Source organism: Promicromonospora sp. NFX87, assembly GCF_048564965.1.
Lineage (GTDB): Bacteria > Actinomycetota > Actinomycetes > Actinomycetales > Cellulomonadaceae > Promicromonospora.
In genome coordinates this window covers 2,285,645-2,305,710 of record NZ_CP183413.1, presented here as the reverse complement: position 1 = coordinate 2,305,710, position 20,066 = coordinate 2,285,645, and the positions used below count along the sequence as shown (strand labels likewise).

Genomic DNA, 20,066 nt, shown 5'->3' with positions numbered 1-20,066 from the left:
AGGGTTCGAAATAGTTTCGAGGAAGGAACATCATGGTCGGCAGGCCTTCGACCGGGCGTCCGACGCTCGCTGACGTCGCACGAGAGGCGGGCGTCTCCCCCGGCACCGCGTCCAAGGCGCTCAACGGTCGCCTCGACATCGCCGAGGACACCCGCAAGCGGGTGCTGGAGGCGGTCGCCGCGCTCGGTTACCGGCCCACCACCGCGCAGTGGGAACCGACGCGTACCCGCACCATCGCGGCGGTGACCGACGTGGTGACCTCGCCGTACATCTCGAACGTGCTCCAGGGCCTCCTCGCGGCGGCCGCGGGTGCCAGGACCGACGTCCTGGTGCGGCTGGCACCCGACCGCGCGGTGCGTGCCACCAAGGCCGCCGCCCGGGCGTGGGTGGCCGAGCAGAAGGAGTCCGGAGTCGTGGGCATCGTCGGCATCACGCTGGCGGAGCCCAACGCCGTGCTCCAGGCCGCGAAGGAGGTGTACATGCCGTTCGTGATGATCGACCCGGTCAGCCTGGACGACCCTCGGACCATCAGCGTCGGGTCGGCCAACTGGGCCGGCGCGCGCACCGCCACGGAACATCTCCTGGAGCTCGGCCACCGGCGCATCGCATGGATCGGCGGACCCGTCGCCTCTGCCGCCGCCCGCGAACGCTTCCACGGCTACCGGGCGGCGCTGGACTCCGCGGGGATCAGCCTGGACCAGGCCCTGGTACGCAGCGACCCGTTCTCGATCGAGACCGGGCTCGTGCACGGCCGCGAGCTGCTCTCACTGCCCGAGCCACCGACGGCGGTCGTCACCGGTGACGACGAGATCGCCGTCGGCGTGCTCGCGGCGGCGCGCGAGCTGCAGGTCTCCGTGCCCGAACGACTCAGCGTCGTCGGCTTCGACGACACGCCACAGGCCAGCTGGACGACGCCGCAGCTCACCTCGGTGCACCAGCCCCTGGCGGGGATGGGTCAGATGGCCGTCGAGACGGTGCTCGCCATGGCGGACGGCGTCCAGCCCGCGTCGCGCCACATCCAGCTCGCCACCAGCCTCACCGTCCGTGACTCGACCGCACCGCCCCGCGGAGCAACCGAGGAACGGGCGACCAAGGACTAGCGCTCACCCCGGCGTCGGGTCAGTGCTGGGCGAACTGGACCCCGGTCGGCTGCACGACGTCCGCACGCACCGGAAGCGCGCTGACGGTCAGCCGTTCGCCGTAGATGTCCGTGATCCTGATGTCGCCGCCGCACCCGCTGCCGTTCTCGGAGAGGAAGTAGTTGTACCCGGTGCGGGGCAACGCCCGCCAGCCGTCCCCGGCGTCGACCTCCAGCTTCGCTACCGGGTTCCGGTGGTCGATCGCCTGGATGCCGCACCACCACTGGCTCGACCCGTCCTTGTACCGGATGGAGATCGTGTCGCTCGTACCGGGGCTCAGCAGGCTCCAGGTGACCGGGATCCGGCCGAGCATCGGGTCGGCGAGCTCGGCGAACGCCTCCTGGCTGAGGTCGAGCTGCCCGGGTGCGCAGGGCAGGGGGCACACGTTGGTGACGCGCACCGTGACGGAGTTGCCGTTCGCCGCGCGGACGAGCACGGTGGCGCCGCAGGCCCTGGAGGTCTCGTAGTCGGTCTCGTTCATCGCCACGATCATCATGTCGTCGCTCGGGCCGAAGCTGCAGGCGCCGTTGCCGTCCTCGGCCTCGTACACGGTGGCGTCGCCCTCGTACGTGGTCCCGGGGCCGATCCGTCCCGCGGACACGGCGGTGGTCGACGACGGCGGCGGGGTCGCGCTGGGCGACGCCCGCAGCGTCCGGGCGAAGGCCCCGGACCTCGGAGTGGGGCTCGCTGTCGGGGTCGGGCTGCCCGACGGGGTCGGGGTGCCCGATGCGGTGGCGGCCGACGTGTTCACCTGCGAGCCGCCGGCGGCTGCTACGGCCGCGGTCCGCGCGGCGTCGGCCGTGCCGCCCAAGAGCGCCCCGACGACCGGGTAGGCGAGAGCGGCCACGACGGCCAGCGCGAGCGCGGCGCCCCACATGATCCGGTACGTGCGCGCGCTGTGCGGCGCGGAGTGCCTCGCTGTCTTCATGGTTGTCCGTTCGAAGGATCGAGGCAGTGATACGCAGGTCGGTGACCACAAGCCGCGCAAAGGTTACCAACGCCACAACCCTTCCGAAAGGCCCAATGTGAGCGCTAACAGGAACGGACGGGAGCCTGGCAGCCGGCCGGGCTCCCGTCCTCGGTCATCCCGCTAGTTCCGGTAGCGGAAGAGGATCCGGCCGCGGTCGAGGTCGTAGGGGCTCAGCTCGAGCAGGACGCGGTCGAGCGGCATGATCCTGATGTGGTTGCGGCGGATCTTCCCGCTGAGATGAGCGAGCACCAGGTGCCCGCTCGCCAGCTCCACGCGGAAGGTCGCGTTGCGCAGGCACTCCACGACGGTGCCCTCTACCTCTATCCCCGTCTTGCTCATCAGCGCAGCACCAGTTCCAGGTTGCTGCCCACGCGTCGCGCACCAAATCCGTCGAACAACGCCAGGGCGGCGGTGTTCGACTCGTTGAGCTCGGCTGACGCCTGCTCGATGCCACGTTCGTGCAGCGAACCCAGCGTGTGGCCGAGCAATGCACGCCCGACGCCACGTCGCCGCTCGTTGGCGCGTACCGCGATCAGCCCGATCCGAGGCCGGCGCAGCACGTGCGTCACGCGGATCAGGCCGAGGTAGCGGCCGGATCTCGTCGCCACCGCGTACGCCGACAGGTCCAGCGCCGGGCTGAACACCTCGGCGGGCATCTCCTGCCAGCCGACGCCTGCCTCGACCTCCGCGCGGATCGCGCGGTCCAGGTCGGACAGCGGGCCCTCCTCGGGCGAGACCACCGACACGTCGGACGGCCCCGCCGGGCCGGTGGGGATCACGCACTCCCACTCCCGGCGGCGGACGTCGAACCCGGCCGCGCGCCACCGGGACGTCAGCTCGGCCTCCCGCTCGTCGACCACCGTGTAGAGCGGTCTCGGCAGCGCCGACAACATCGCATCGGCCAGGCGTCCGAACGCGTCGTCGTGCCAGACGTCGATGCTCAGGAACTGTCGTCCGTCCGGCCGCCGGAAGACCTCACCGCGGCCGATCACCTGGTGGTCGTAGAGCGCGTGCCAGTGGCTCTGCGACACCCGGTTCACACACAAAGAATCCAAGGTAGTCACCCTTCGGGATACGTACACCGAAGGTGCTCCGGGCGGGGTTCTAGCCGCCCGACCGTGACGACGAGGGGAGCACCCATGTCGAAACAGCGTTCATGGGTCCTCACCTCCTCAAGCTTGATGCCACGGTCTGCGAGAACGCTACCGCCGCTCTGCCGGCGGGCCCACCTATTTTCGGAGGTGTCTCCCGAAGTGAGAATCTGACAGTCGAGTGTCGCCAGCAGCCGCGAGATGCAACAGTGCCAAGATTCGTGAGAAAGGCGGCCGGAGAAATGCCTCAGATCGCTGAGATCAGTGCGCTCTTGATAGCCGACCGTGAACGCACGGCCGACCTGATCTCCTCCCTTTCCGGCAACATCGCCTCGATGGTGGAGGCGTCACGGCTCACCGCAGCCGACGACGAGCACGACCCCGAAGGGTCGACGATCGCCTTCGAGCGCTCCCAGGCGAGCACACTGCTCGCTGCAGCCAGAGACCACCTGACCGACGTGGACGCCGCGCTCGCGAGGATCGCCGCCGGAAGCTATGGCCACTGCGAACGCTGCGGACAGGAGATCGCACGCGACCGCCTGCTGGCCCGGCCTACAGCCCGCACCTGCATCGGCTGCGCGGCCGCCGGCTAGCTCATGGGCAGCACTCGGCGGAGCTACGCCGGAGACGGCTCGGCGCACGCGTCCGGGGTTCCGTCAGGGACACTGGAGACAGCAATGTCTGCCGAGTTGAGGAGTTTTAGGGTGCCCCAGGGAACTGTCCGATGGTTCGACGCCGACCGAGGGTTCGGTTTCATCGACCTCGGGAACGAGGCCGAGGACCTGTTCGTCCACGCGTCCGAGATCGTCGGCGACGACGGACCGAAGCTCCTCCGCGAGGGGCAGGCCGTCGAGTTCGAGGTAGGCGAGGGTGAGCGCGGCCCGCAGGCGCGCCGCGTCCGTGTCACGGGCGACCGGGCCGCGGACGCGCCCGTGGGCGTTCTCGGCACCGTCAGCTGGTACGAGCCGGCCAAGGGGTACGGCTTCGTCACGCCGGACGACGGCCGTGGCGAGATCTTCGTGCACAGCTCGGCCATCGTCGGCGGCGGTGTGATCTCGGAGGGCCAGCGGGTGGCGTTCCTCGTCGTCGACGGGGAGAAGGGGCCACAGGCGGACCACCTGCTACCGCTCGGGGCGCAGGCCGGACAGGCCGCACCGGCCGCACGGCCGACGTCCGACGGCGCGGACGGCACGGTGTCCTGGTACGACGACGCCAAGGGCTTCGGCTTCATCGCTCCCGACTCGGGTGACGAGGACGTCTTCGTCCACGTCCGTGCGCTCGGCCCGGGGCTCACCGAGCTCGCCGAGGGTGCCCGCGTGACGTTCGACGTCGTCGCCGGCGACAAGGGGCCCAACGCCCGCAACGTGCGGCTCGTGCGCGGCTCCGGGAATGCGCGCGCGGCCACGGACCGCGGCCGGCCGAACCGCCCCGCGGCGTCCGGCGGGCCTGTGCGCGGCGGCGAGGGCACCGTCGCCCGCTACGACGCGGACCGCGGTTTCGGCTTCATCACCCCCGATGCCGGGGGCGCGGACCTGTTCGTGCACGTGTCGGTCGTGCGGGGCGACGAGATCCTGGAAGAGGGTGACCGGGTCCGGTTCAAGGTGCGTCAGAGCGACCGGGGGCCGCAGGCCGACGGCGTCGAGCTGCTGTGAGCTGAGGCCGCCCGGCCTGCTCGCTCGCACGGAGCGAGCAGGTCTACCCGGCCGTCCAGAGCGCTGGGCACAGCTCGACGTGGTCGCGAAAGACGATCTCCCTGTGGTCGAGGTACTCCACGGCCCACTCGTCGTCGTCGACGCGCGCGGTGATCATGCCGATGCCCCACTGCCCCGACCGCCAGCGGGCGGCGAACACCGCGGTGCCGACCGGGTAGGGGTCCTCTCTCTGCAGGAAGTCCTGCACGAGCTCCTCCGGGAGCCGCGGACCGCCGGGCGCGGCGTCGACCCAGCGTTGCATGGGCTCGAGCAGGGCCCATGCGCGGGCGAGCTCGCCGACGTAGCTCACGCCGGCACTTTCGGAGGCCGACCAGGGTGGGAGCGTCATGGTGCAACGGTTCCACCGCGCTCACCGGTCTGCCTCTTATCTAGGTCATATGAGCGGGTGAAGAGCGCCGGGCCTTGCCCGCGTCGTCCCTGACCGGCTCGTGCACCACACGCACCCGCTCGGGGCTGCGGGCCGCGCCGAGCCGGCCGGCGGCGAAGGCCCGCAGGTCCTCGCCGCTGATCGGGGCACCGGCCACGTCGGCGACCGCCTGGATGCGCTGACCGAGCTCGGCGTCGGGTACGCCGAAGGCGAGCGCGCTCCGGACCGCCGGGTGCTCCTCGAGCACCCGTTCGACCTCGACGGGGTACACCTTCTCCCCGCCGCGAACTATGACGTCGTCGGCCCGGTCGGCCAGCCACAGCCAGCCGTCGGCGTCCACATGTCCCAGGTCGCCGAGGGTGTCCCAGCCGTCCGGCCGACGACGGCCGGGTGCACCGACGTACCGGTAGGCGGGCTCGGTCCCCCGGCGCAGCCAGACCTGGCCCGTCTCGCCGGGCGCCGCGGTGGAGCCGTCCTCCCGCAGGACCCGGACCTGCGTGCCCGCGATCGGCCGGCCCACGCTGCCCGGCCGGGCCAGCCACTCGTCGCCGCGGATCATGGTGAGCCCGTTGGACTCGCTGCCCGCATAGACCTCGACCACCCGCTCCGGGCCGAGCCAGTCCAGGACCGCCCGCTTGAGCGCCGGCGCGCACGGCGATCCCAGGTGCAGCACCGTCTGCAGCGTGCGCACGCGGGCCGCTTCCCGTTCGGCAGGCGGCAGGCGCAGCAGGCGGTGCAGCATCGTGGGTACGAGCAGCGCCCATGTCACGCCGTACCGCTCGATCGCCGCGAGCACCGCCCGTTCCTCGAACCGCGGCAGGATCACGAGCGCGTGCCCGGTGAGCAGCCCGCGGAACGCGTAGGTGAACGTCGCGGAGTGGGTGAGCGGACCGCTGACGAGCTGGACCGCACGCAACGGGAGGAACTGGGCCACGGGACGCTCCGGGTCCAGGAGCGCGGGTGCGGTGGCCATGACCACCTTGGGCCGGCCCGTGCTGCCGGACGACGTCGGCGCCTTCCAGGACCGGGCGAAGGTGTCGGGCAGCGGTCCGGTGTCGGCGCCGTCGAGCCACGCCGGGTCCTGGGCAACCTCCCCCAGGGCGTCTCCGCCGGCGAGGCTCGGGACGCCGTCCGCCTCGAAGCCGACGACGGCGGCCGGGCGGGCGACGGCGACGACGTCGGCCCGCTCGGCCGGGGTCAGACCGGGCGAGACCGGCTGGGGCGTGGCACCGGCCTTCCAGACGGCGGCGCACACGACGATCATGTCCAGCCCGTTGGGCAGGGAGACGGTGACCAGGTCGTGGCGGCGTACTCCGTGCTCCAGGAGCCGGCGTGCGTAGCGGTCGCTCGCGGCGTCGAGCGCGCGGGCCGTGAGGCGTCGCTCGCCGGCCGCGGTGGGCGCGACCGCGACGACTCGGCCGGGGTCAGCCGCGGCGAGCTCGCTCACGATCCGTGAGATCGATCTCCTGGCCATCGTCACCCCCGGCACGGACGACGTGCTCGTAGAACCGTTCGTGGGCGGCGGCCGCGGCCGCCCAGCTGTGCCGGGCGGCGAGCTCGCGGCCCGCGGCCCCGTCCTGGCCGCCGCCGTCGAGAACGGCGGCGAGCGCCGCGGCGATCTGCGGCACGTCGGAGGCGTAGGCGACGGCGTCGCCGAAGACCTCGCGGGTGACGGGCAGGTCGCGGGCCACGACGGGCACGTCTGCCGCGAGCGCCTCCATGGCGGCGAGCCCGAACCCTTCCTTGGTGGACACGAAGCCGAGGACGGCGGCCGCGGCGACGAGGGCGGGCACGTCGTCCTCGGCGAGGGTGCCCAGCACGACGGGGTCGATGCCGAGCTCGGCGCACCGCTGGTCGAACCGGGTGCGGTAGGGGCGGTAGTCGAACAGGGTCTCGCCGCCGCCCAGGACGAGGCGCAGGTCCGGGCGGTCGGCGTGCAGGAGGGCGAAGGCTTCGAGGAGGTCGATGGTGCCCTTGCGGGGTTCGATGCCGCCGAGGGCGAGCACGTAGTCGCCCAGCTCGGTGCGCCAGCGGGTGCGGGCGGCGGCTCCGCCGGGGCCGGCGGCGCGGGCGAAGCGGGCGGCGTCCACCCCGTTCGGGATGACGGTGGGGCGCAGGCCGTAGCCGTCCGCCACCTCCCGCGCGACGGCGCGCGAGACGCACAGCCGGGCGATCGGTTCGGTGATCGCCCGCTCGTGGCACTCGACCAGGCGGGGCGTGGTGAACTCGTCGAGGTGGTGGACGGTGCGCACGCAGGGGCCGACGGCGTTGGCGGAGATGCAGTCCTGCGCGTGGACCACGTCGTAGCCGGAGGGGTCGAACGCGCCGGTCAGGGTCTGGATCGAGCGCTCGATGCGGTCGCCGACGCTCTCGTCGTCGCGGGCGGCGAACGGTACGACGCGGACCTCGACCGCCGGGTCGACCGGCCGGAAGAACGCGTCGTCGCCGCCCCGGCCCAGCGTCCATACCGTGACCTGGTGGCCGCGGGCGGCGAGCGCCTCGGCGAGGGCGAGGGTGTGCACGACCCCGCCGCGCGGCTTGGTCGAGTAGGTGGTCTGGGCGATGCGCACGGTCTTGACGTACCTCCTGGGTTCGGCCGACCGGGAAGGTCAGCCGGGGCTTCGGCTCGGCGCGGGCCGGGTGCTGAGGGTGTAGGCGCTCTCGACACGGTCACGCAGGTGGTTCATGGTGCGGCGGGCGCGGGCGACGTCGGCCGCCACGTCCGCGGTGGCGATCGCCAGCCCACCCTTGGCCCACGTCTTGGCGACGATCTCGCCGGCCGGGTCGACGACCTTCGCCTGGCCGAGGAACCGCAGGCCGCCGAGCACCCCGGTCTGGTTGGCGGAGACGAGGTAGATCTGGTTCTCTGCGGCCCGGGCGCAGTCGTACAGGTCGAACAGGTGGGCCTGGCGGTCGTTGCGCAGCCGGTCGGAGCGGTCGGTGACGCTCGCGGGCCAGGCGCTGAGGCAGGCGATGACCTCCGCGCCGTCGAGCGCGAGCGAGCGCGCCGACTCGGGGAAGGTCTTGTCGAAGTCGATGAGCATGCCGAGGCGGCCCACGGGGGTGTCGAAGGCGTCGAACCCGGTTCCCGGCCGGTATGCCTCGGACTCGCCGAGCGGCAGGTGCACCTTGCGGTGCACCCCGAGCACCCCGTCGCCGTGGACGCAGACGGCGGTGTTGTACCGCACCTCCGCGCCGTCGGCGTCGGCCCGCTCGGCGATGCCGAAGCAGACGACCATGTCGCCGGCCATCTGCTGGACGGCCGCGACCTCCGGCCCGTCGAGGTCCACGGCCGCCGGCAGGCCCTGGTCGGCAGGGTGGTACATGTCGTGCAGGTACCCGCCGATCGTTGCGTCCGGGAGCACGAGCAGGTCGACGCCGCGTTCGCGGGCCTGGTCGATGATGCCGGGGAGCTTGGCGAGAGTGCGATCGATGTCGCGTCCGAAGTGCGCCGCGACCGCACCCATGGTCGTCGTAGACATGCCTGACAGCGTAGGTCGTCGCTCATCCGGCCGCGGCCGACGAGGGCGTGAGCGTGTGCTCGGCGGGTCCCTCCCACGAACCGCCGGCCCGCCAGTCCCCTACCGCCGCGGCCACGTGCTGCGTGTCCTGCGCGATGCCGAGGAACCGGCCCGATCCCCAGGTGTGCAGCCAGGGCAGGCCGACGAACGACAGCCCGGGCACGGGGCTCAGCCCGCGCACGTGCCGGGGGTGCCCCTCGGGGTCGAGCACGGCGGGCGCGAGGTCGCCGAGCCAGGTCCAGTCGGCCCGGAACCCGACCGACCACACCACCGCGGCGATCCCGGCGAGGTCGAGCCGTTCGGTCTCGGCACCGGGGCGCCACACGGGGACGTACCGGTCCTCGTGCAGCGCCTCGATCCCCTGGGTCGCGATCCACCGGTCGATGTCGTCCTTGATGGACTCGGCCACCGAGTCGGCGTGGTCGAGGTCGCGGGCGAGCGTCGGGTCGAAGGTCAGGGCGGGACCCGACCCGTCGTCGGCCACACCCGTGGCACGGCCGTACAGCCGCATGCCCCGGCGGGCGAAGTCGCGCAGGTCGATGTCCCGTCCGCCGTCGCGCCCGGTGACGTAGTGGTTGGTCGACTCGCGCTTGGCCAGCCCGCGGGCCGCGACGGGCACGTCGTAGACGCCCATCTCGGCCAGCCAGGTCATGCAGTCCTTGCCCCGGTAGCGGCGGGCCACGCGGGGCGCCCGCCCCGCGGCGAGATGCACCTCGCGGCCGGCGAGGAGGAGGTCCTCGGCGATCTGCGTGCCGGACTGGCCGGTACCGACCACGAGCACCGGCCCCGGCGGGAGCTCCTCCGCGCTGCGGTAGTCGTACGACTGCACCTGCACGACGTGGCCGGGCAGGGCGTCCGCCCAGGAGGGCACCACGGGGACGTGGTAGCCGCCGACGGCCGCCGTGACCGCGTCCGCCGTCACGGTCCCCGCCGTCGTGCTGACGACAAAACCACCACCGGGCCGCGGGGCGAGCCCCGTGACCGTGACGCCCTCGGCGACCGGCGCGTCGAAGGTGCCCGCGTACCGGCGCACCCAGGCGTACACCTCGTCACGGCGCATGAAGCCGTCCGGGTCGGGGCCGTCGTACGGGTAACCGGGCAGCCGGCAGTGCCAGTTGGGCGTGACGAGCGTGAACGCGTCCCACCGCCCGTCGCGCCACTCGTGCGCGACGCTGTCGCGCTCGACCACGAGGTGGTCGACGCCGGCGGCGACCAGGTGGTGGCTCAGCGAGAGCCCCGCCTGCCCACCGCCGACGACGAGCACCTCGTGGTGTGCGCCGTCCACGACCTGTGCCGCCCTCATGCCGTACCTCCCGGGCGGGTGTCGCCGTTCGTGACCGGAAGAGGCGGCTCCATGGCGAGCACCTCGACCTCGCCGTCGGCGTCGAAGAACCGCGCCATCTGCCGGATCTCGGCCTCCTGCTGCACGGCCGACGCGCACCCCATGCCGTACCGGGCCCGCACACGGTCGCTCGCCTCCTGGAGCGCGCGGCTGGAACGGTCCACGAACTCGGCCACGCGATAGCGGCGTCCGACCTCGAGGTGGTCGTGCATCACGAGGCTCGGCGAGTAGCAGCTCTCCGTGGAACCGTCGGGCCAGCGCACGTCGAACGTCATCTCAGGCATGTGCGGCCGCCTCCCAGCGCGAGGACTCCGGCGTGCCCTGCGCCGTGACCGCCGCGTAGACGTCCGGTCGACGGTCGCGCAGGTGGAACATGCCGCCTCGCATGGCGCGGAACGTGCCGTCGACGTCGATCTGCGCGACGGCGAGACCGGCGTCCAGCAGGGTCGTGGCCAGCACGTTCCCGCCCGGGTCGACGACCTTGGCGTTGCCGACGTAGCGCAGCGACCCGAAGGTGCCCGCCTGGTTGGACGCGATCCAGAACACCTGGTTGTCGAGCGCGCGAGCGGCGTCGAACAGGTTGAACCGGTAGGTCCACCGGTCCTGCTGCAGGTCCTCGGCGGTCGCGGTGCGAGCCGCCGGCCAGGCCGACAGGCTCACCACGATCTCCGCGCCGTCCAGGGCGAGCGCCCGAGCGGCCTCCGGGAACGCCTTGTCGTAGCAGATCTGCAGGCCGACGCGCCCGACCGGGGTGTCGAACGCCCGGTAGGTGTTCCCGGGGGCGTACGACATGTTCTCGCCCAGCGGCTGGTGCACCTTGCGGTAGGACCCGTAGATCCGCTCGCCGTCCAGGCAGACGGCCGCGTTGTAGCGGGTCTCGCCGTCGTCGTCGAGCTCGCAGAAGCCGATGCACACCACCGTCTCGCCCGCGAGCTCCTGGACCCGCCGGATCTCCGGCCCGTCGAGCTTGACCGCCGGCGGCAGGGAGCGCTGCGTGGTGCGCACCGTGTCCCCGTGGTTGCCCAGCGAGGACAGGTAGCCCCCGATGGACGCCTCGGGGAACACGACGAGCTGCGCGCCGGCGGCGCGGGCCTCGCCCAGGAGCTTCCCGATGAGCGCGTAGTTCTGCTCGAGGTCGCGAGTGAAGTTCGCCGACACGGCGGCGACGGTGATGGTCACGGCTGTTGCTCCTCCCGTTGCTGGTCGGCCGGCTACAGGTTGTAGGTGGAGTTGATGATCGCGCCCTTGCGCGCGTAGTGGATCACCGCGTCCTGCACGTCCAGCGGGTGCGCCGGGATCACCCCGGCGATGAGGTCCTCCTCGCGCGCACCGTGCAGCGACAGGCCGAACCGGCAGCAGAACACGGTGCCGCCCTCGGCGATGAAGGTCTTGAGCGCGTCGTTGATGTTCTGCTCGCCCGGGAACGCGCTGTCGCCCGTGGTCGGGAACCCGCGGGTGTCCAGGGCGTTGATCGCGCCGGGCCCGTAGAAGTAGACGGCGGACTCGAAACCCTTCCGCAGCGCGCGGGTGGCCTGGAGGATCGCGACGAAGCTCACCGACGACTCGTGCGCGATGCCGTGCACCAGCGTGAGGTAGGACTGGCCGGGCTCGGCCTGGTAGTCGGGGAAGATCTTGGTCGAGCCGTACAGGTTGCTGCCCTTGGGCAGCGACGGGTGCGGGATCTCCGCGATCGACGCGTCGATGTTGGCCTGGATCTGCTCGTCGTACGACATGGTCCGTGCTCCTTGGATAGTGGATGGTGCGCTCGTTCGGCACTGCGGTGGTGCGGTCTGGGGGCGCGGGCGCAGGGCCCGCGCGGGTCTTCGGTCAGGCGTGCCCGAGGCCGGTCGCCGCGCCGGGCACCGCGACGGTGGTCACGCCGTCGGGCCAGCGCAGGCGGACGCCGGGCTCGGTCGTCAGCTCGCCGCACTCGGCGGTGGTCGCCAGCGGCGTGGTCATGCGACCGGTCCCGGGTGCGTCGGCGGTGAGCATCGCGAACCCCGGGAAGCAGGTCAGCCACTCCCCCGTCGCCGCGCCGGACGGCGTGGGCACGGCGGCGACGTCGATGGTCGCGCCGGTGCCCGACGCCTCGGCGAGCATCGCCGTCGTGCCGACCATCCCGGCCATGCTCACGTCCTTGGCCGCCTCCGGGCGGGCCGCCCAGACGGTGCCGGCCAGGTGCCGCAGCTCGGCCGCGGACCGGGACGACGTGGAGTCCCACTGCCGGCCCTCGAAGCCGCGGCGCCAGCGCCCCGAGAGGTCGGCGGTCAGGGACAGGGCGTGCCCGGGACGGCCACCGCCACCGGGCACGGGGTGGTTGGTGCGCCCGAGCGCCGTGACGGACAGGGAGGCGGGTACCCCGAGCTGGGTGTGCCCGCCGAGCACCGGCACGCCCCAGGCCTGCGAACCGCTGTGCAGGCCGTTGAGGATCCGGCGCGCGAACGACGCCGTCGGCGCGCCGACCGCGTCGGTCAGCCCGGTCGGCAGGGCGCCCATCGCGGTCAGGTCGTTGACGTTCACCAGCACCGCGCACCAGCCGGCCCACTCGGGGTCACGCTCGATCAGGTCGGGCAGGATGGCGTCGCACGCCGCGACCAGGTCCGTGCCCGGCACGGGAGCGCCGTCGTCGCCCACGAACCCGGCCCCGCCCAGCGCGGCCGGCCCGGTGTGCTCCCGCAGCGGCCCGACGAGGTCGGCCAGCGCGGACTTCGTCGCCGTCACCAGGTCGGTGACCCGGTTCATGGGCCACCGCATGAGCACGTGCGGCTCGCCGTGGACGACCTCGGTACCCCAGGGCTGCCAGCCGAGGCGCTCGAACAGCACCTGGTTGCGGCTCTGGACCGTGGCCTCGAAGCGCAGCACGCCCAGCTCCGCCACCCGGTCGCACGCCGCCCGGACCAGCGCGGCGCCGATCCCGCCCGCCCTGCGGGCCCCGGGGGCGACGACGAGCCGGCTGCCGGTCCACCAGCCGATGTCCCGGCCCACGGCGTCGAGCGCCGCGAGCGCCGGCGCGATACGCACGCCGCCGAGCACGCGGTCCTCGGCGTCGACCGCGACGAGCACCTCCGTGCGCTCCTCGTCGTCGAGCCGGTCGAGGTCCTGACCGCTGAACAGCCCCTGCTCCACGACGAACGCGGCATGGCGCAGCGCTCGGTAGGCGGCCAGATGGCGCCGCCCGGCGGGCCGCACGGTCCAGGGCGCGACGGGCAGCAGCGACCTGCCGGTGAGGGTGGGGACGTCGAGCATGTCAGCCTCCCACCGTCGCGAGCGCGCTGCAGGCGCCGCACGCCGCACAGCCCGCGGCCTGGTCGGACCCTCGCATCCCCGCGGCGGCGAGCAGCCGTCCGACCCGGCGGGTGATGTCCGCGACCACCGCCCGGTGCGGCGCCGGGACGTGGTCGACGTCGGTCGCCAGCGTGCCGGCGAGCGGCCGGAACGGGACGACGAAGGGGTAGACGCCCATCTCGATCAGCTCACCGGCGGACTCGACCATCTCGTCCGGGTCCTCGCCGAGGCCCACGAGCAGGTAGGTGGAGACCTGGTTGCGGCCGAACACGCGTACCGCCTCGCGCCAGGCCGCGCGGTACTCGTCGAGCGAGACGGTCGCCTTGCCCGGCATCCAGCGCCGGCGCACGGCGTCGTCCATCGACTCGACGTGGATGCCGATCGACCGGGCGCCCGCCTCGTACAGGTCGGTGATGGCCCGCAGGTCCGCCGGGGGCTCGCACTGGACCTGGACCTGCAGCTCGGGGACGGCGTCCTTCACGGCGCGGACGCAGCGCGCCAGGTGCTTGGCACCCCGGTCCCAGCCGTTCGAGGTACCGGTGGTCATGACCATCTGGGAGACGCTGTCCAGCTCCCGCGCCGCCCGGGCGACCTCCGCGAGCATGGCCGGCGTCTTGACGGCGATCGTGGTTCCGGAGCGCAGGGACGACTCGATGGAGCAGAACCGGCAGCGTTCGCTCTCGTCGTAGCGGACGCACGTCTGGACCACGGTCGTGGCCAGGACGTCCTTGCCGTGCAGCTTGGCGATCTTGTCGTAGGGAGTACCGTCCGCGGTGGTCAGGTCATAGAATCTCGGGCGGACGACCGGTTCGACATCCATCCCGAGGTCGGCGCCGTCGAGGGTCAGCCGGCCCTGCGAGACGACGTACGGGCTGTCGGGGTTGAGCGGGATCGCGGCGCCCGCACCGCCGATGACGAAGTGTCCGTCGTCGCTCGGCCCGGCACCGCCCGCGCGGCGGACCGGAGCGTCGCTGCGTACCCCGAGCAGCGAGATGCTCACCCGGGTCGAGAGGTTGTCCGTCGGCGTCATGGCCCCAAGTACATGGGCCAGTTTTTACCAATTGGTTTCGTTCGGAATACGAACGCGTGACTTGTTGTTACAACTTTGTGCCATTACGGGCCAGGTGGATTCCCCGTCTTCGCCGCGCTGCTGACGGCCCTCGGCTACGACGTGACCCTGCACACGGCCGGGATACAGGACGAGGTCGAGGATCCCGAGGGTCCGGGCGGCGACCATCTCGCGCTCACCGTCGAGGTCGACGGCGAGCGGTGGCTGGTCGACACAGGGCTCGCCGGCGGCATGTACGAACCGCTGCCCGCTCCAGGCCCAGCTCCGTGACGCCACGGGCGTGGACATGCTGCGCGGCTGCGTGCTGCGCCGGATCGACGCCGCAGGAACGTACGAGCGGACCCTCGACTCGCCCGACGACTGGTACGACGTGCTGGCCCGCGTCTTCCACCTGGACCTGGCAGACGTCGAGGCCCCCGAACGGGCGGCGTTGTGGGACCGCGTCTCCCGCGCACACCACGAGTGGGAAGCCACGGCGAAGCCCGCGACAACGCTCTGAGCACCCGTCGGCTCGGTCTTCCTTCGCCGCACGACTAAACCTCGGTTCGAGGTATCTCGGATCGAGGTACTAGACTGCGGCTGTGATCGAGCTGATGATCCTCGGCTTCCTCGCCGAGGAGCCCCTGCACGGGTACGAGCTGCGCCGCCGCATGGAGCAGCTGCACGGCTATGCCCGCACCATCAGCGACGGCACCCTCTACCCCGCGATCACCCGACTCATCAAGGGCGGACTCGTCACGCGCGAGAGCGAACCCGGCCGCGCCGGCGCTCCCCGTCAGACCCTGCGCCTCACCGAAGCGGGGCGCACCCGCATGCTCGAGCGGCTCCGCGAGGCCGACGGGCACGACATCACGGACGGCAGCCGCTTCTTCGTCGTGCTGTCGTTCCTGTCCCTGCTGCCCGACCGTGCCGAGCGCGACGCCGTCCTGCGCCGCCGCCTCGACTACCTCGAGCAGCCCGCGAGCTTCTTCTACGACGGCGACCGCCCGCTGCGCGCCGCCGACCTCACCGATCCTTACCGCCGCGGCATCCTGCTCTCGGCCCGCGCGACCAGCCGCGCCGAGCGCGCGTGGATCCGCGAGCTGCTCGACCACGACGCCGCGCAGAACGACGGCGCCCCGGACAACAACAGCCAGGACAACAGCAGCAAGAAAGAGACACCATGACCGACACCATGCGCGCCGTCGTGCTCGACGAGCCCGGCCCCGTGACCAACCTGCACGTCCGCGAGCTCCCGGTCCCCGAGCCCGCGGCCGGCTGGCTGCGGATCCGTGTCGAGGCCTTCGGGCTCAACAGGTCCGAGCTGCACACCCGGCTGGGGTTCGCCGGCGACGCCGTCACCTACCCGCGGGTGCTCGGGATCGAGGCGACGGGAGTCGTCGACAGCGACCCCACCGGCACATTCGCGCCGGGCCAGCAGGTCGTGACCATGATGGGCGGGATGGGCCGCTCGTACGACGGCGGCTACGCCCAGTACACCTGTGTCCCGGTCGGCCAGGTCATCCCGTTCCGCTCCGACCTGCCCTGGCAGACGCTCGGCGCCGTCCCCGAGATGCTCCAGACCGCCTACGGCTCCCTGACGGTCGGCCTCGACGCCCGGCCCGGCCAGAGCCTCCTCGTCCGCGGCGGCACCTCCTCGGTCGGCATGGCCGCCGCCGTCCTCGGCAAACGCCTCGGGATGACGGTCCTGTCCACCACCCGCAGCCCGGCCAAGCACGACGCGCTGACCCAGGTCGGCGTCGACCACGTCCTCCTCGACGACGGCGACGTCGCCGCACAGGTGCGCGCCATCCTCCCCGACGGCGTCGACGGTGCCATCGAGCTGGTCGGCACCCCCACGCTGCCGGACACCCTGCGTGCCGTCCGCGTCCACGGCACCGCCTGCTTCACCGGCATGCTCTCCAACGTGTGGACCGTCAAGGACTTCTACCCCATCGGCTACCTGCCCTCGGGAGTGCGCCTGACCGCCTACTCCGGCGAGGCCGACGACCTCCCCGCCGACGTGCTGCAGGGATTCCTCGACGACGTCGCGGCCGACCGCGCGGTGGTACCCGTCGACAGGGCCTTCGACCTCGACCAGATCCGCGACGCGCACACCCTCATGGAGTCCGGCGACGCCCGCGGCAAGCTCGTCGTCCTGCCCTGGAGCCATCAGTGAGCGAGCACCGCACGAGCACCGCCGCCAGCAAGACCCGAGCCGCACCGGGCGAACAGCCCCGACGGAAGGAATCGTTCGATGCCCTGGTTTCCTGAGCTCTTCTCCGCCAAGTACGTCGCCGAGCTGTCCCAGCACCGCCGCTCGCCGCTCGTCGCCGTCCCGTTCTTCGACGGCGTCACGTCGGGCGAGGTGGAGGCCCTGGTGGGGTCCTTCGCGGGCGAGCCGGAGCTCCACCACCCCGTACGCGGCAGGGTCAAGGGGCACGCCGCGTTCCGGCGGTTCATCGAGACGCTGAGCGAGGAGCTGCGCGCCGGAGCCTGCACCGTCGAGGACGTCGACCTCGTCGTCACCCCGCACCGCACGGTGGAGGAGGTGGTGCTGCGGTACGACGCCGGACAGGGTCGGGTCGAGCTCCCCGTCGCGATCGTCACCGAGCGGTCGGACGCCGGCCTGCACGAGCTGCGGATGTACTTCAGCACCTGGCCGATCACCGGTTCGCACGCCAACCGGCCGCCGCTGCTGCAGCCCGACGAGACAGCGACCGAGTCCGGAGTCGTGGGCGACTACCAGCGGGCGCTCGCCGCGGGCGACGTCGAGGCCACGGTCGCGGCCTTCGAGCCGGACGCGACGGTGCGCGAGCCGGCCGGCGGGCAGTACGTGCACCGCGGCGAGCAGGAGCTGCGCGCCCTGTTCACGTCGTTCTTCTCCAACGGCGGCGGCATCCCGCTCGAGCACTGCACCGTGACCGACGACGGGCGGGCCTGCGCGCTGGAGTACAACGTGGTGCGCTGGGGCGTGACGGACCTGCAGCCCGAGGCAGGCGTCGCGGTGTACGTGCGGGGCGAGTCGGGGCTGCTGAGCGCCGCGCGCATCTACGACGACTCGAACCCGCCGCTGTCCGCCTGACCATCGCAGCGTGTCCCGTGTGCGCACGTGCCGCCGGTCCGCTCGGCGGCGCGAGCGCACGCGGGACACGCTAGATCCCGAAGACGCGCTCCGCCGTGCCCGCCATGACAGCCTGCCGCTCGCCGGGCGTCAGGTCCGCCGTCGCGTACCGGAACGCCTCGACCACGTCGGCGTAGCTGGAGTACAGCCGCTCGACGGGCCAGTTCGACCCGAGGAAGACCCGGTCGGCGCCGAACGCCTCGATCGGCGCCAGCACCCACGGGCGCCGGGACTCCGGGGTCCAGCGCGGCTCGACCATGCCGAGCGACGACACCTTGCAGAACGTGTTGGGCTCCGCCGCGAACGCCCGCAGCATGGTCCGCCACGCCTCGAACGTCTCCGGGGTGCGGTCCGGCGGCATGCCGGCCTGGTCCAGCACGAAGCCCGTCCCGGGGTGGGAACGCAGCAGGTCGAGCGCGGCCTCCGTGTTCTCCGGGCCGACGGTGTGGAAGAACAGCCCGCCCATCCGGCCCAGCTCGGCGTACCCGCGCCGGAACGCGGGATCGGCGAACCGGACGGCCGGCCCCATCTCCCGCACGCCCCGGAACACGCGGTAGGTGCGGTGCCGGGCGAGCTGCTCGGCGACGTCGGGTGCGGCGAGGTCGCAGGTGACGACGGCGGCGTCGGGCCAGCCGGTCTCGTCGGCGAGCCGCTGGAGCCAGGCCGTCTCGGCGACGGGGTCCTCCGCTCCGAAGGCGGCGTTCATGTGCACCACCTTGGTCAGCCCCGCGAGCCGGCCCTCCGCCCGCAGCTCAGGTACGGAGAAGCGAGCCGTGCGGACGGCGACGAGGTCCCCGAAGGGGAAGTCGTCGCCGTCCAGCCACCCGTACCCGAGGTCGTGGTCGCGCCGGTCCCACAGGTGCACGTGGGTGTCGACGAACGGGGTGTCGACGACCATCAGGCGTGCGGCTTGATGTTCAGGTTCACGCCGAGCGCCTCCTCGGTGTCCAGGACCGTCCAGGAGCCGCCCGGGTAGTAGGCCTCGACCCGCTTGGCGTAACCCGCGGTCTCCAGGCCTTCGACGACGGCGTCGCGGGCGTCGCCGACCGCGAACCCGAGGTGGTGGACACCCTCGCCGTGCGCCGTGAGGAACTCGCGGAACGTCGACGGGTTGGCGTCGGGCTCGTTGAGCTCGATCACCACCTGGCTGCCGGGGACCGTGATGACGGCGAGCCGCAGCCGGTAGCCGGCCGGCTGCCCGCGGTAGGTCTCGTCGGGGTTGGGCTCCAGCGTCACCACCTCCGGCCGCTCGATGTCGAACAGGGCGCACCAGCGGTCGAGCGAGGCCTCGATGTCCTCGACCGCGAGCGCCACCTGGATCAGCCCGCCGACGGGCACCGGCGCGCTCATGCCCACGGCTCGTCCGCGACGACGACGTCCTGGTGGGTGCGCGCCGACTCCTCGATGGCGAGTCCGAGGGCGTGGTCCTGGCAGGCCGAGGCGAGCGAGTAGGGCCCCTCGGCCTCGCCGCGCGCCCAGGCGCCGACGGCGACCAGGTTGTCGGCCACCGCCAGGTCGTCCTCCGACAGCCGGGTGCCCACCCAGGCGTTGCGCCACACGACCTTGCCGTTGAAGGAGGCGTGGACCACCTCGTTGCCCTCGAGGTTCATGTCGACGCCCGTGCGGCGGTACTCGATCCGGGAGGTGACCGGGTCGTGCCCGTCCCACGAGGTCACGGTGTCGTCGACCAGCTCGCCGAGCGTGCCGCGCACCACGACGCGCCGCGCCAGCAGCGGGTTCCACCACTGCATGTTCATGAAGTCGTAGACGCCGACCCTGCCGTCGCCGAAGTCGAGCGTCGCGTAGGTGGACGTCTGCACCTCGGGCTGCGGGTCGGTGTTCCACCCGTCGAACCCGAGCGGCAGCGCCATCCGGGTCTCGAAGGTGCGCCCGGACACGACCGCCCGGTCCGTGCCGACGTCGAGGAACGCGCGGATGAGCGACGTCGCGTGGTACAGGTGCGTCGAGGCGATCTCTACGGCCTGCGGCGTGCCGATGACGCCGTCGGCGATGACCGCCAGGCGGGCCGCGTGGCCGGGCATGAGCACGTACTGCTCGGCGACCTGGACGAGGGACTCGTCCTTGATGGTGGTCCACAGGTCGCGCAGGCCGGCCAGGTCCGGCGCGGGCGGGGTCTCGGCCAGCACGCGGACGCCGCGGGCGGTCAGCTCCTTGAGGATGCCCGGCATGGCGGGCCAGGAGACGTCGGCGATCACGAACTCCGGCTCGTGGGCGAGGAGCTCGTCGAGCGAGGTGACGCCGGGCACGCCGTACCGGGCCTGGATCGTGTCGGCCTTGGCCTGGTCACGGGCCAGCACGGCGACCGCCTGGAGCCGGGCGGGGTCGGTGGCAGCGACACGCAGGTGGAACTGCGCGCGCCACCCCGTGCCGATGACGGCGAAACGTGCGGGGTTGCTCATGGGTGGTGTCCTCTCGGTCATACGTCAGTACTTTGTGGTTCGGGCGG

24 protein-coding genes are annotated in these 20,066 nt (G+C 72.5%); 8 read left to right on the top strand and 16 right to left on the bottom strand.

From position 1 onward, the window contains the following. Positions 1-32: 32 nt before the first annotated feature. On the top strand, positions 33-1,100 hold the full coding sequence (locus tag ACNYC2_RS10320; protein WP_419706914.1) for a LacI family DNA-binding transcriptional regulator: 1,068 nt from the start codon (positions 33-35) through the stop codon (positions 1,098-1,100). A gap of 19 nt (positions 1,101-1,119) precedes the next feature. On the opposite strand, the gene ACNYC2_RS10315 is transcribed toward ACNYC2_RS10320, so the two are convergent. The 3 genes from ACNYC2_RS10315 to ACNYC2_RS10305 form a co-directional block, all read right to left on the bottom strand. After that, entirely contained in the window at positions 1,120-2,067 is a 948-nt protein-coding gene (locus ACNYC2_RS10315; protein ID WP_419706913.1) for an expansin EXLX1 family cellulose-binding protein, read from the bottom strand. 162 nt (positions 2,068-2,229) lie between these two features. Further along, a complete protein-coding gene (gene infA / locus ACNYC2_RS10310) occupies positions 2,230-2,448 on the bottom strand; it encodes a translation initiation factor IF-1 (RefSeq protein ID WP_419706912.1) in 219 nt (72 codons plus the stop codon). Further along, positions 2,448-3,149, bottom strand: a complete 702-nt coding sequence (locus tag ACNYC2_RS10305) for a GNAT family N-acetyltransferase (protein WP_419706911.1) — start codon at positions 3,147-3,149, stop codon at positions 2,448-2,450. The genes infA and ACNYC2_RS10305 overlap by 1 nt, the downstream gene beginning before the upstream one ends. A gap of 293 nt (positions 3,150-3,442) precedes the next feature. On the opposite strand from ACNYC2_RS10305, the gene ACNYC2_RS10300 reads away from it, so the two are divergent. Both ACNYC2_RS10300 and ACNYC2_RS10295 read left to right on the top strand, forming a co-directional pair. Then, on the top strand, positions 3,443-3,793 hold the full coding sequence (locus ACNYC2_RS10300) for a TraR/DksA family transcriptional regulator (protein WP_419706910.1): 351 nt from the start codon (positions 3,443-3,445) through the stop codon (positions 3,791-3,793). Positions 3,794-3,904: 111 nt separating this feature from the next. Beyond that, positions 3,905-4,852, top strand: coding sequence for a cold-shock protein (locus ACNYC2_RS10295; RefSeq protein WP_419706909.1), 948 nt, complete (start codon positions 3,905-3,907; stop codon positions 4,850-4,852). A 43-nt stretch (positions 4,853-4,895) separates the two neighbouring features. On the opposite strand, the gene ACNYC2_RS10290 is transcribed toward ACNYC2_RS10295, so the two are convergent. The 10 genes from ACNYC2_RS10290 to ACNYC2_RS10245 all read right to left on the bottom strand — a co-directional run bounded on the left by ACNYC2_RS10290 (position 4,896) and on the right by ACNYC2_RS10245 (position 14,457). Next, positions 4,896-5,240 (bottom strand): hypothetical protein, encoded by a 345-nt coding sequence (locus ACNYC2_RS10290; protein ID WP_419706908.1) that lies wholly within the window; start codon positions 5,238-5,240, stop codon positions 4,896-4,898. Positions 5,241-5,280: 40 nt separating this feature from the next. Further along, positions 5,281-6,726 (bottom strand): AMP-binding protein, encoded by a 1,446-nt coding sequence (locus ACNYC2_RS10285; protein WP_419706907.1) that lies wholly within the window; start codon positions 6,724-6,726, stop codon positions 5,281-5,283. Further along, positions 6,704-7,849 (bottom strand): MSMEG_0565 family glycosyltransferase, encoded by a 1,146-nt coding sequence (locus ACNYC2_RS10280; protein ID WP_419706906.1) that lies wholly within the window; start codon positions 7,847-7,849, stop codon positions 6,704-6,706. The genes ACNYC2_RS10285 and ACNYC2_RS10280 overlap by 23 nt, the downstream gene beginning before the upstream one ends. A gap of 39 nt (positions 7,850-7,888) precedes the next feature. Beyond that, positions 7,889-8,761 carry a carbon-nitrogen hydrolase family protein gene (locus ACNYC2_RS10275; RefSeq protein WP_419706905.1) on the bottom strand — a complete coding sequence of 291 codons (873 nt, stop codon included), beginning with the start codon at positions 8,759-8,761 and terminating at the stop codon, positions 7,889-7,891. Between the two features lie 22 nt (positions 8,762-8,783). Then, entirely contained in the window at positions 8,784-10,103 is a 1,320-nt protein-coding gene (locus ACNYC2_RS10270; protein WP_419706904.1) for an MSMEG_0569 family flavin-dependent oxidoreductase, read from the bottom strand. After that, positions 10,100-10,426 (bottom strand): MSMEG_0570 family nitrogen starvation response protein, encoded by a 327-nt coding sequence (locus tag ACNYC2_RS10265; RefSeq protein WP_419706903.1) that lies wholly within the window; start codon positions 10,424-10,426, stop codon positions 10,100-10,102. The genes ACNYC2_RS10270 and ACNYC2_RS10265 overlap by 4 nt, the downstream gene beginning before the upstream one ends. Further along, positions 10,419-11,321 carry a carbon-nitrogen hydrolase family protein gene (locus ACNYC2_RS10260; protein WP_419706902.1) on the bottom strand — a complete coding sequence of 301 codons (903 nt, stop codon included), beginning with the start codon at positions 11,319-11,321 and terminating at the stop codon, positions 10,419-10,421. The genes ACNYC2_RS10265 and ACNYC2_RS10260 overlap by 8 nt, the downstream gene beginning before the upstream one ends. 32 nt (positions 11,322-11,353) lie before the next feature. Beyond that, entirely contained in the window at positions 11,354-11,875 is a 522-nt protein-coding gene (locus tag ACNYC2_RS10255) for an MSMEG_0572/Sll0783 family nitrogen starvation response protein (RefSeq protein WP_419706901.1), read from the bottom strand. Positions 11,876-11,969: 94 nt separating this feature from the next. Then, on the bottom strand, positions 11,970-13,388 hold the full coding sequence (locus ACNYC2_RS10250) for an MSMEG_0567/sll0787 family protein (RefSeq protein WP_419706900.1): 1,419 nt from the start codon (positions 13,386-13,388) through the stop codon (positions 11,970-11,972). Between the two features lies 1 nt (position 13,389). Continuing rightward, on the bottom strand, positions 13,390-14,457 hold the full coding sequence (locus ACNYC2_RS10245) for an MSMEG_0568 family radical SAM protein (protein WP_419706899.1): 1,068 nt from the start codon (positions 14,455-14,457) through the stop codon (positions 13,390-13,392). 75 nt (positions 14,458-14,532) lie between these two features. Here ACNYC2_RS10245 and ACNYC2_RS10240 point away from each other — a divergent pair, with 75 nt between their 5' ends. From ACNYC2_RS10240 to ACNYC2_RS10220, 5 genes are all read left to right on the top strand, one after another. Then, positions 14,533-14,766: an arylamine N-acetyltransferase gene (locus ACNYC2_RS10240; RefSeq protein WP_419706898.1), complete on the top strand. Its 234-nt coding sequence runs from the start codon at positions 14,533-14,535 to the stop codon at positions 14,764-14,766. Between the two features lie 10 nt (positions 14,767-14,776). Continuing rightward, the gene (locus ACNYC2_RS10235) at positions 14,777-14,995 is read left to right on the top strand and encodes a hypothetical protein (RefSeq protein ID WP_419706897.1); all 219 of its coding nucleotides are present in this window, start codon (positions 14,777-14,779) and stop codon (positions 14,993-14,995) included. An 82-nt stretch (positions 14,996-15,077) separates the two neighbouring features. Further along, the gene (locus tag ACNYC2_RS10230) at positions 15,078-15,662 is read left to right on the top strand and encodes a PadR family transcriptional regulator (RefSeq protein ID WP_419706896.1); all 585 of its coding nucleotides are present in this window, start codon (positions 15,078-15,080) and stop codon (positions 15,660-15,662) included. Next, a complete protein-coding gene (locus tag ACNYC2_RS10225) occupies positions 15,659-16,654 on the top strand; it encodes a zinc-binding alcohol dehydrogenase family protein (RefSeq protein WP_419706895.1) in 996 nt (331 codons plus the stop codon). Before ACNYC2_RS10230 ends, ACNYC2_RS10225 begins: the two co-directional genes overlap by 4 nt. A 78-nt stretch (positions 16,655-16,732) precedes the next feature. After that, positions 16,733-17,560 carry a nuclear transport factor 2 family protein gene (locus ACNYC2_RS10220; RefSeq protein WP_419706894.1) on the top strand — a complete coding sequence of 276 codons (828 nt, stop codon included), beginning with the start codon at positions 16,733-16,735 and terminating at the stop codon, positions 17,558-17,560. 70 nt (positions 17,561-17,630) lie between these two features. Here the strand turns inward: ACNYC2_RS10220 and ACNYC2_RS10215 are convergent, their stop codons facing one another. The 3 genes from ACNYC2_RS10215 to ACNYC2_RS10205 are packed head-to-tail and all read right to left on the bottom strand — an operon-like array spanning position 17,631 to position 20,019. Further along, the gene (locus tag ACNYC2_RS10215; RefSeq protein WP_419706893.1) at positions 17,631-18,497 is read right to left on the bottom strand and encodes an amidohydrolase family protein; all 867 of its coding nucleotides are present in this window, start codon (positions 18,495-18,497) and stop codon (positions 17,631-17,633) included. After that, entirely contained in the window at positions 18,497-18,949 is a 453-nt protein-coding gene (locus tag ACNYC2_RS10210) for a VOC family protein (RefSeq protein ID WP_419706892.1), read from the bottom strand. Before ACNYC2_RS10210 ends, ACNYC2_RS10215 begins: the two co-directional genes overlap by 1 nt. Beyond that, positions 18,946-20,019 (bottom strand): Gfo/Idh/MocA family protein, encoded by a 1,074-nt coding sequence (locus ACNYC2_RS10205; protein ID WP_419706891.1) that lies wholly within the window; start codon positions 20,017-20,019, stop codon positions 18,946-18,948. The genes ACNYC2_RS10210 and ACNYC2_RS10205 overlap by 4 nt, the downstream gene beginning before the upstream one ends. Positions 20,020-20,066 lie beyond the last annotated feature (47 nt).

What these genes read in the sequence shown, in the direction of transcription:
- ACNYC2_RS10245 (WP_419706899.1), bottom strand. Translation starts at nt 14,457, where the DNA reads ATGACGCCGACGGACAACCTCTCGACCCGGGTGAGCATCTCGCTGCTC.
- ACNYC2_RS10290 (WP_419706908.1), bottom strand. Translation starts at nt 5,240, where the DNA reads ATGACGCTCCCACCCTGGTCGGCCTCCGAAAGTGCCGGCGTGAGCTAC.
- ACNYC2_RS10220 (WP_419706894.1), top strand. Translation starts at nt 16,733, where the DNA reads ATGCCCTGGTTTCCTGAGCTCTTCTCCGCCAAGTACGTCGCCGAGCTG.
- ACNYC2_RS10270 (WP_419706904.1), bottom strand. Translation starts at nt 10,103, where the DNA reads ATGAGGGCGGCACAGGTCGTGGACGGCGCACACCACGAGGTGCTCGTC.
- ACNYC2_RS10255 (WP_419706901.1), bottom strand. Translation starts at nt 11,875, where the DNA reads ATGTCGTACGACGAGCAGATCCAGGCCAACATCGACGCGTCGATCGCG.
- ACNYC2_RS10205 (WP_419706891.1), bottom strand. Translation starts at nt 20,019, where the DNA reads ATGAGCAACCCCGCACGTTTCGCCGTCATCGGCACGGGGTGGCGCGCG.
- ACNYC2_RS10225 (WP_419706895.1), top strand. Translation starts at nt 15,659, where the DNA reads ATGACCGACACCATGCGCGCCGTCGTGCTCGACGAGCCCGGCCCCGTG.
- infA (WP_419706912.1), bottom strand. Translation starts at nt 2,448, where the DNA reads ATGAGCAAGACGGGGATAGAGGTAGAGGGCACCGTCGTGGAGTGCCTG.
- ACNYC2_RS10210 (WP_419706892.1), bottom strand. Translation starts at nt 18,949, where the DNA reads ATGAGCGCGCCGGTGCCCGTCGGCGGGCTGATCCAGGTGGCGCTCGCG.
- ACNYC2_RS10250 (WP_419706900.1), bottom strand. Translation starts at nt 13,388, where the DNA reads ATGCTCGACGTCCCCACCCTCACCGGCAGGTCGCTGCTGCCCGTCGCG.
- ACNYC2_RS10315 (WP_419706913.1), bottom strand. Translation starts at nt 2,067, where the DNA reads ATGAAGACAGCGAGGCACTCCGCGCCGCACAGCGCGCGCACGTACCGG.
- ACNYC2_RS10215 (WP_419706893.1), bottom strand. Translation starts at nt 18,497, where the DNA reads ATGGTCGTCGACACCCCGTTCGTCGACACCCACGTGCACCTGTGGGAC.
- ACNYC2_RS10320 (WP_419706914.1), top strand. Translation starts at nt 33, where the DNA reads ATGGTCGGCAGGCCTTCGACCGGGCGTCCGACGCTCGCTGACGTCGCA.
- ACNYC2_RS10300 (WP_419706910.1), top strand. Translation starts at nt 3,443, where the DNA reads ATGCCTCAGATCGCTGAGATCAGTGCGCTCTTGATAGCCGACCGTGAA.
- ACNYC2_RS10275 (WP_419706905.1), bottom strand. Translation starts at nt 8,761, where the DNA reads ATGTCTACGACGACCATGGGTGCGGTCGCGGCGCACTTCGGACGCGAC.
- ACNYC2_RS10265 (WP_419706903.1), bottom strand. Translation starts at nt 10,426, where the DNA reads ATGCCTGAGATGACGTTCGACGTGCGCTGGCCCGACGGTTCCACGGAG.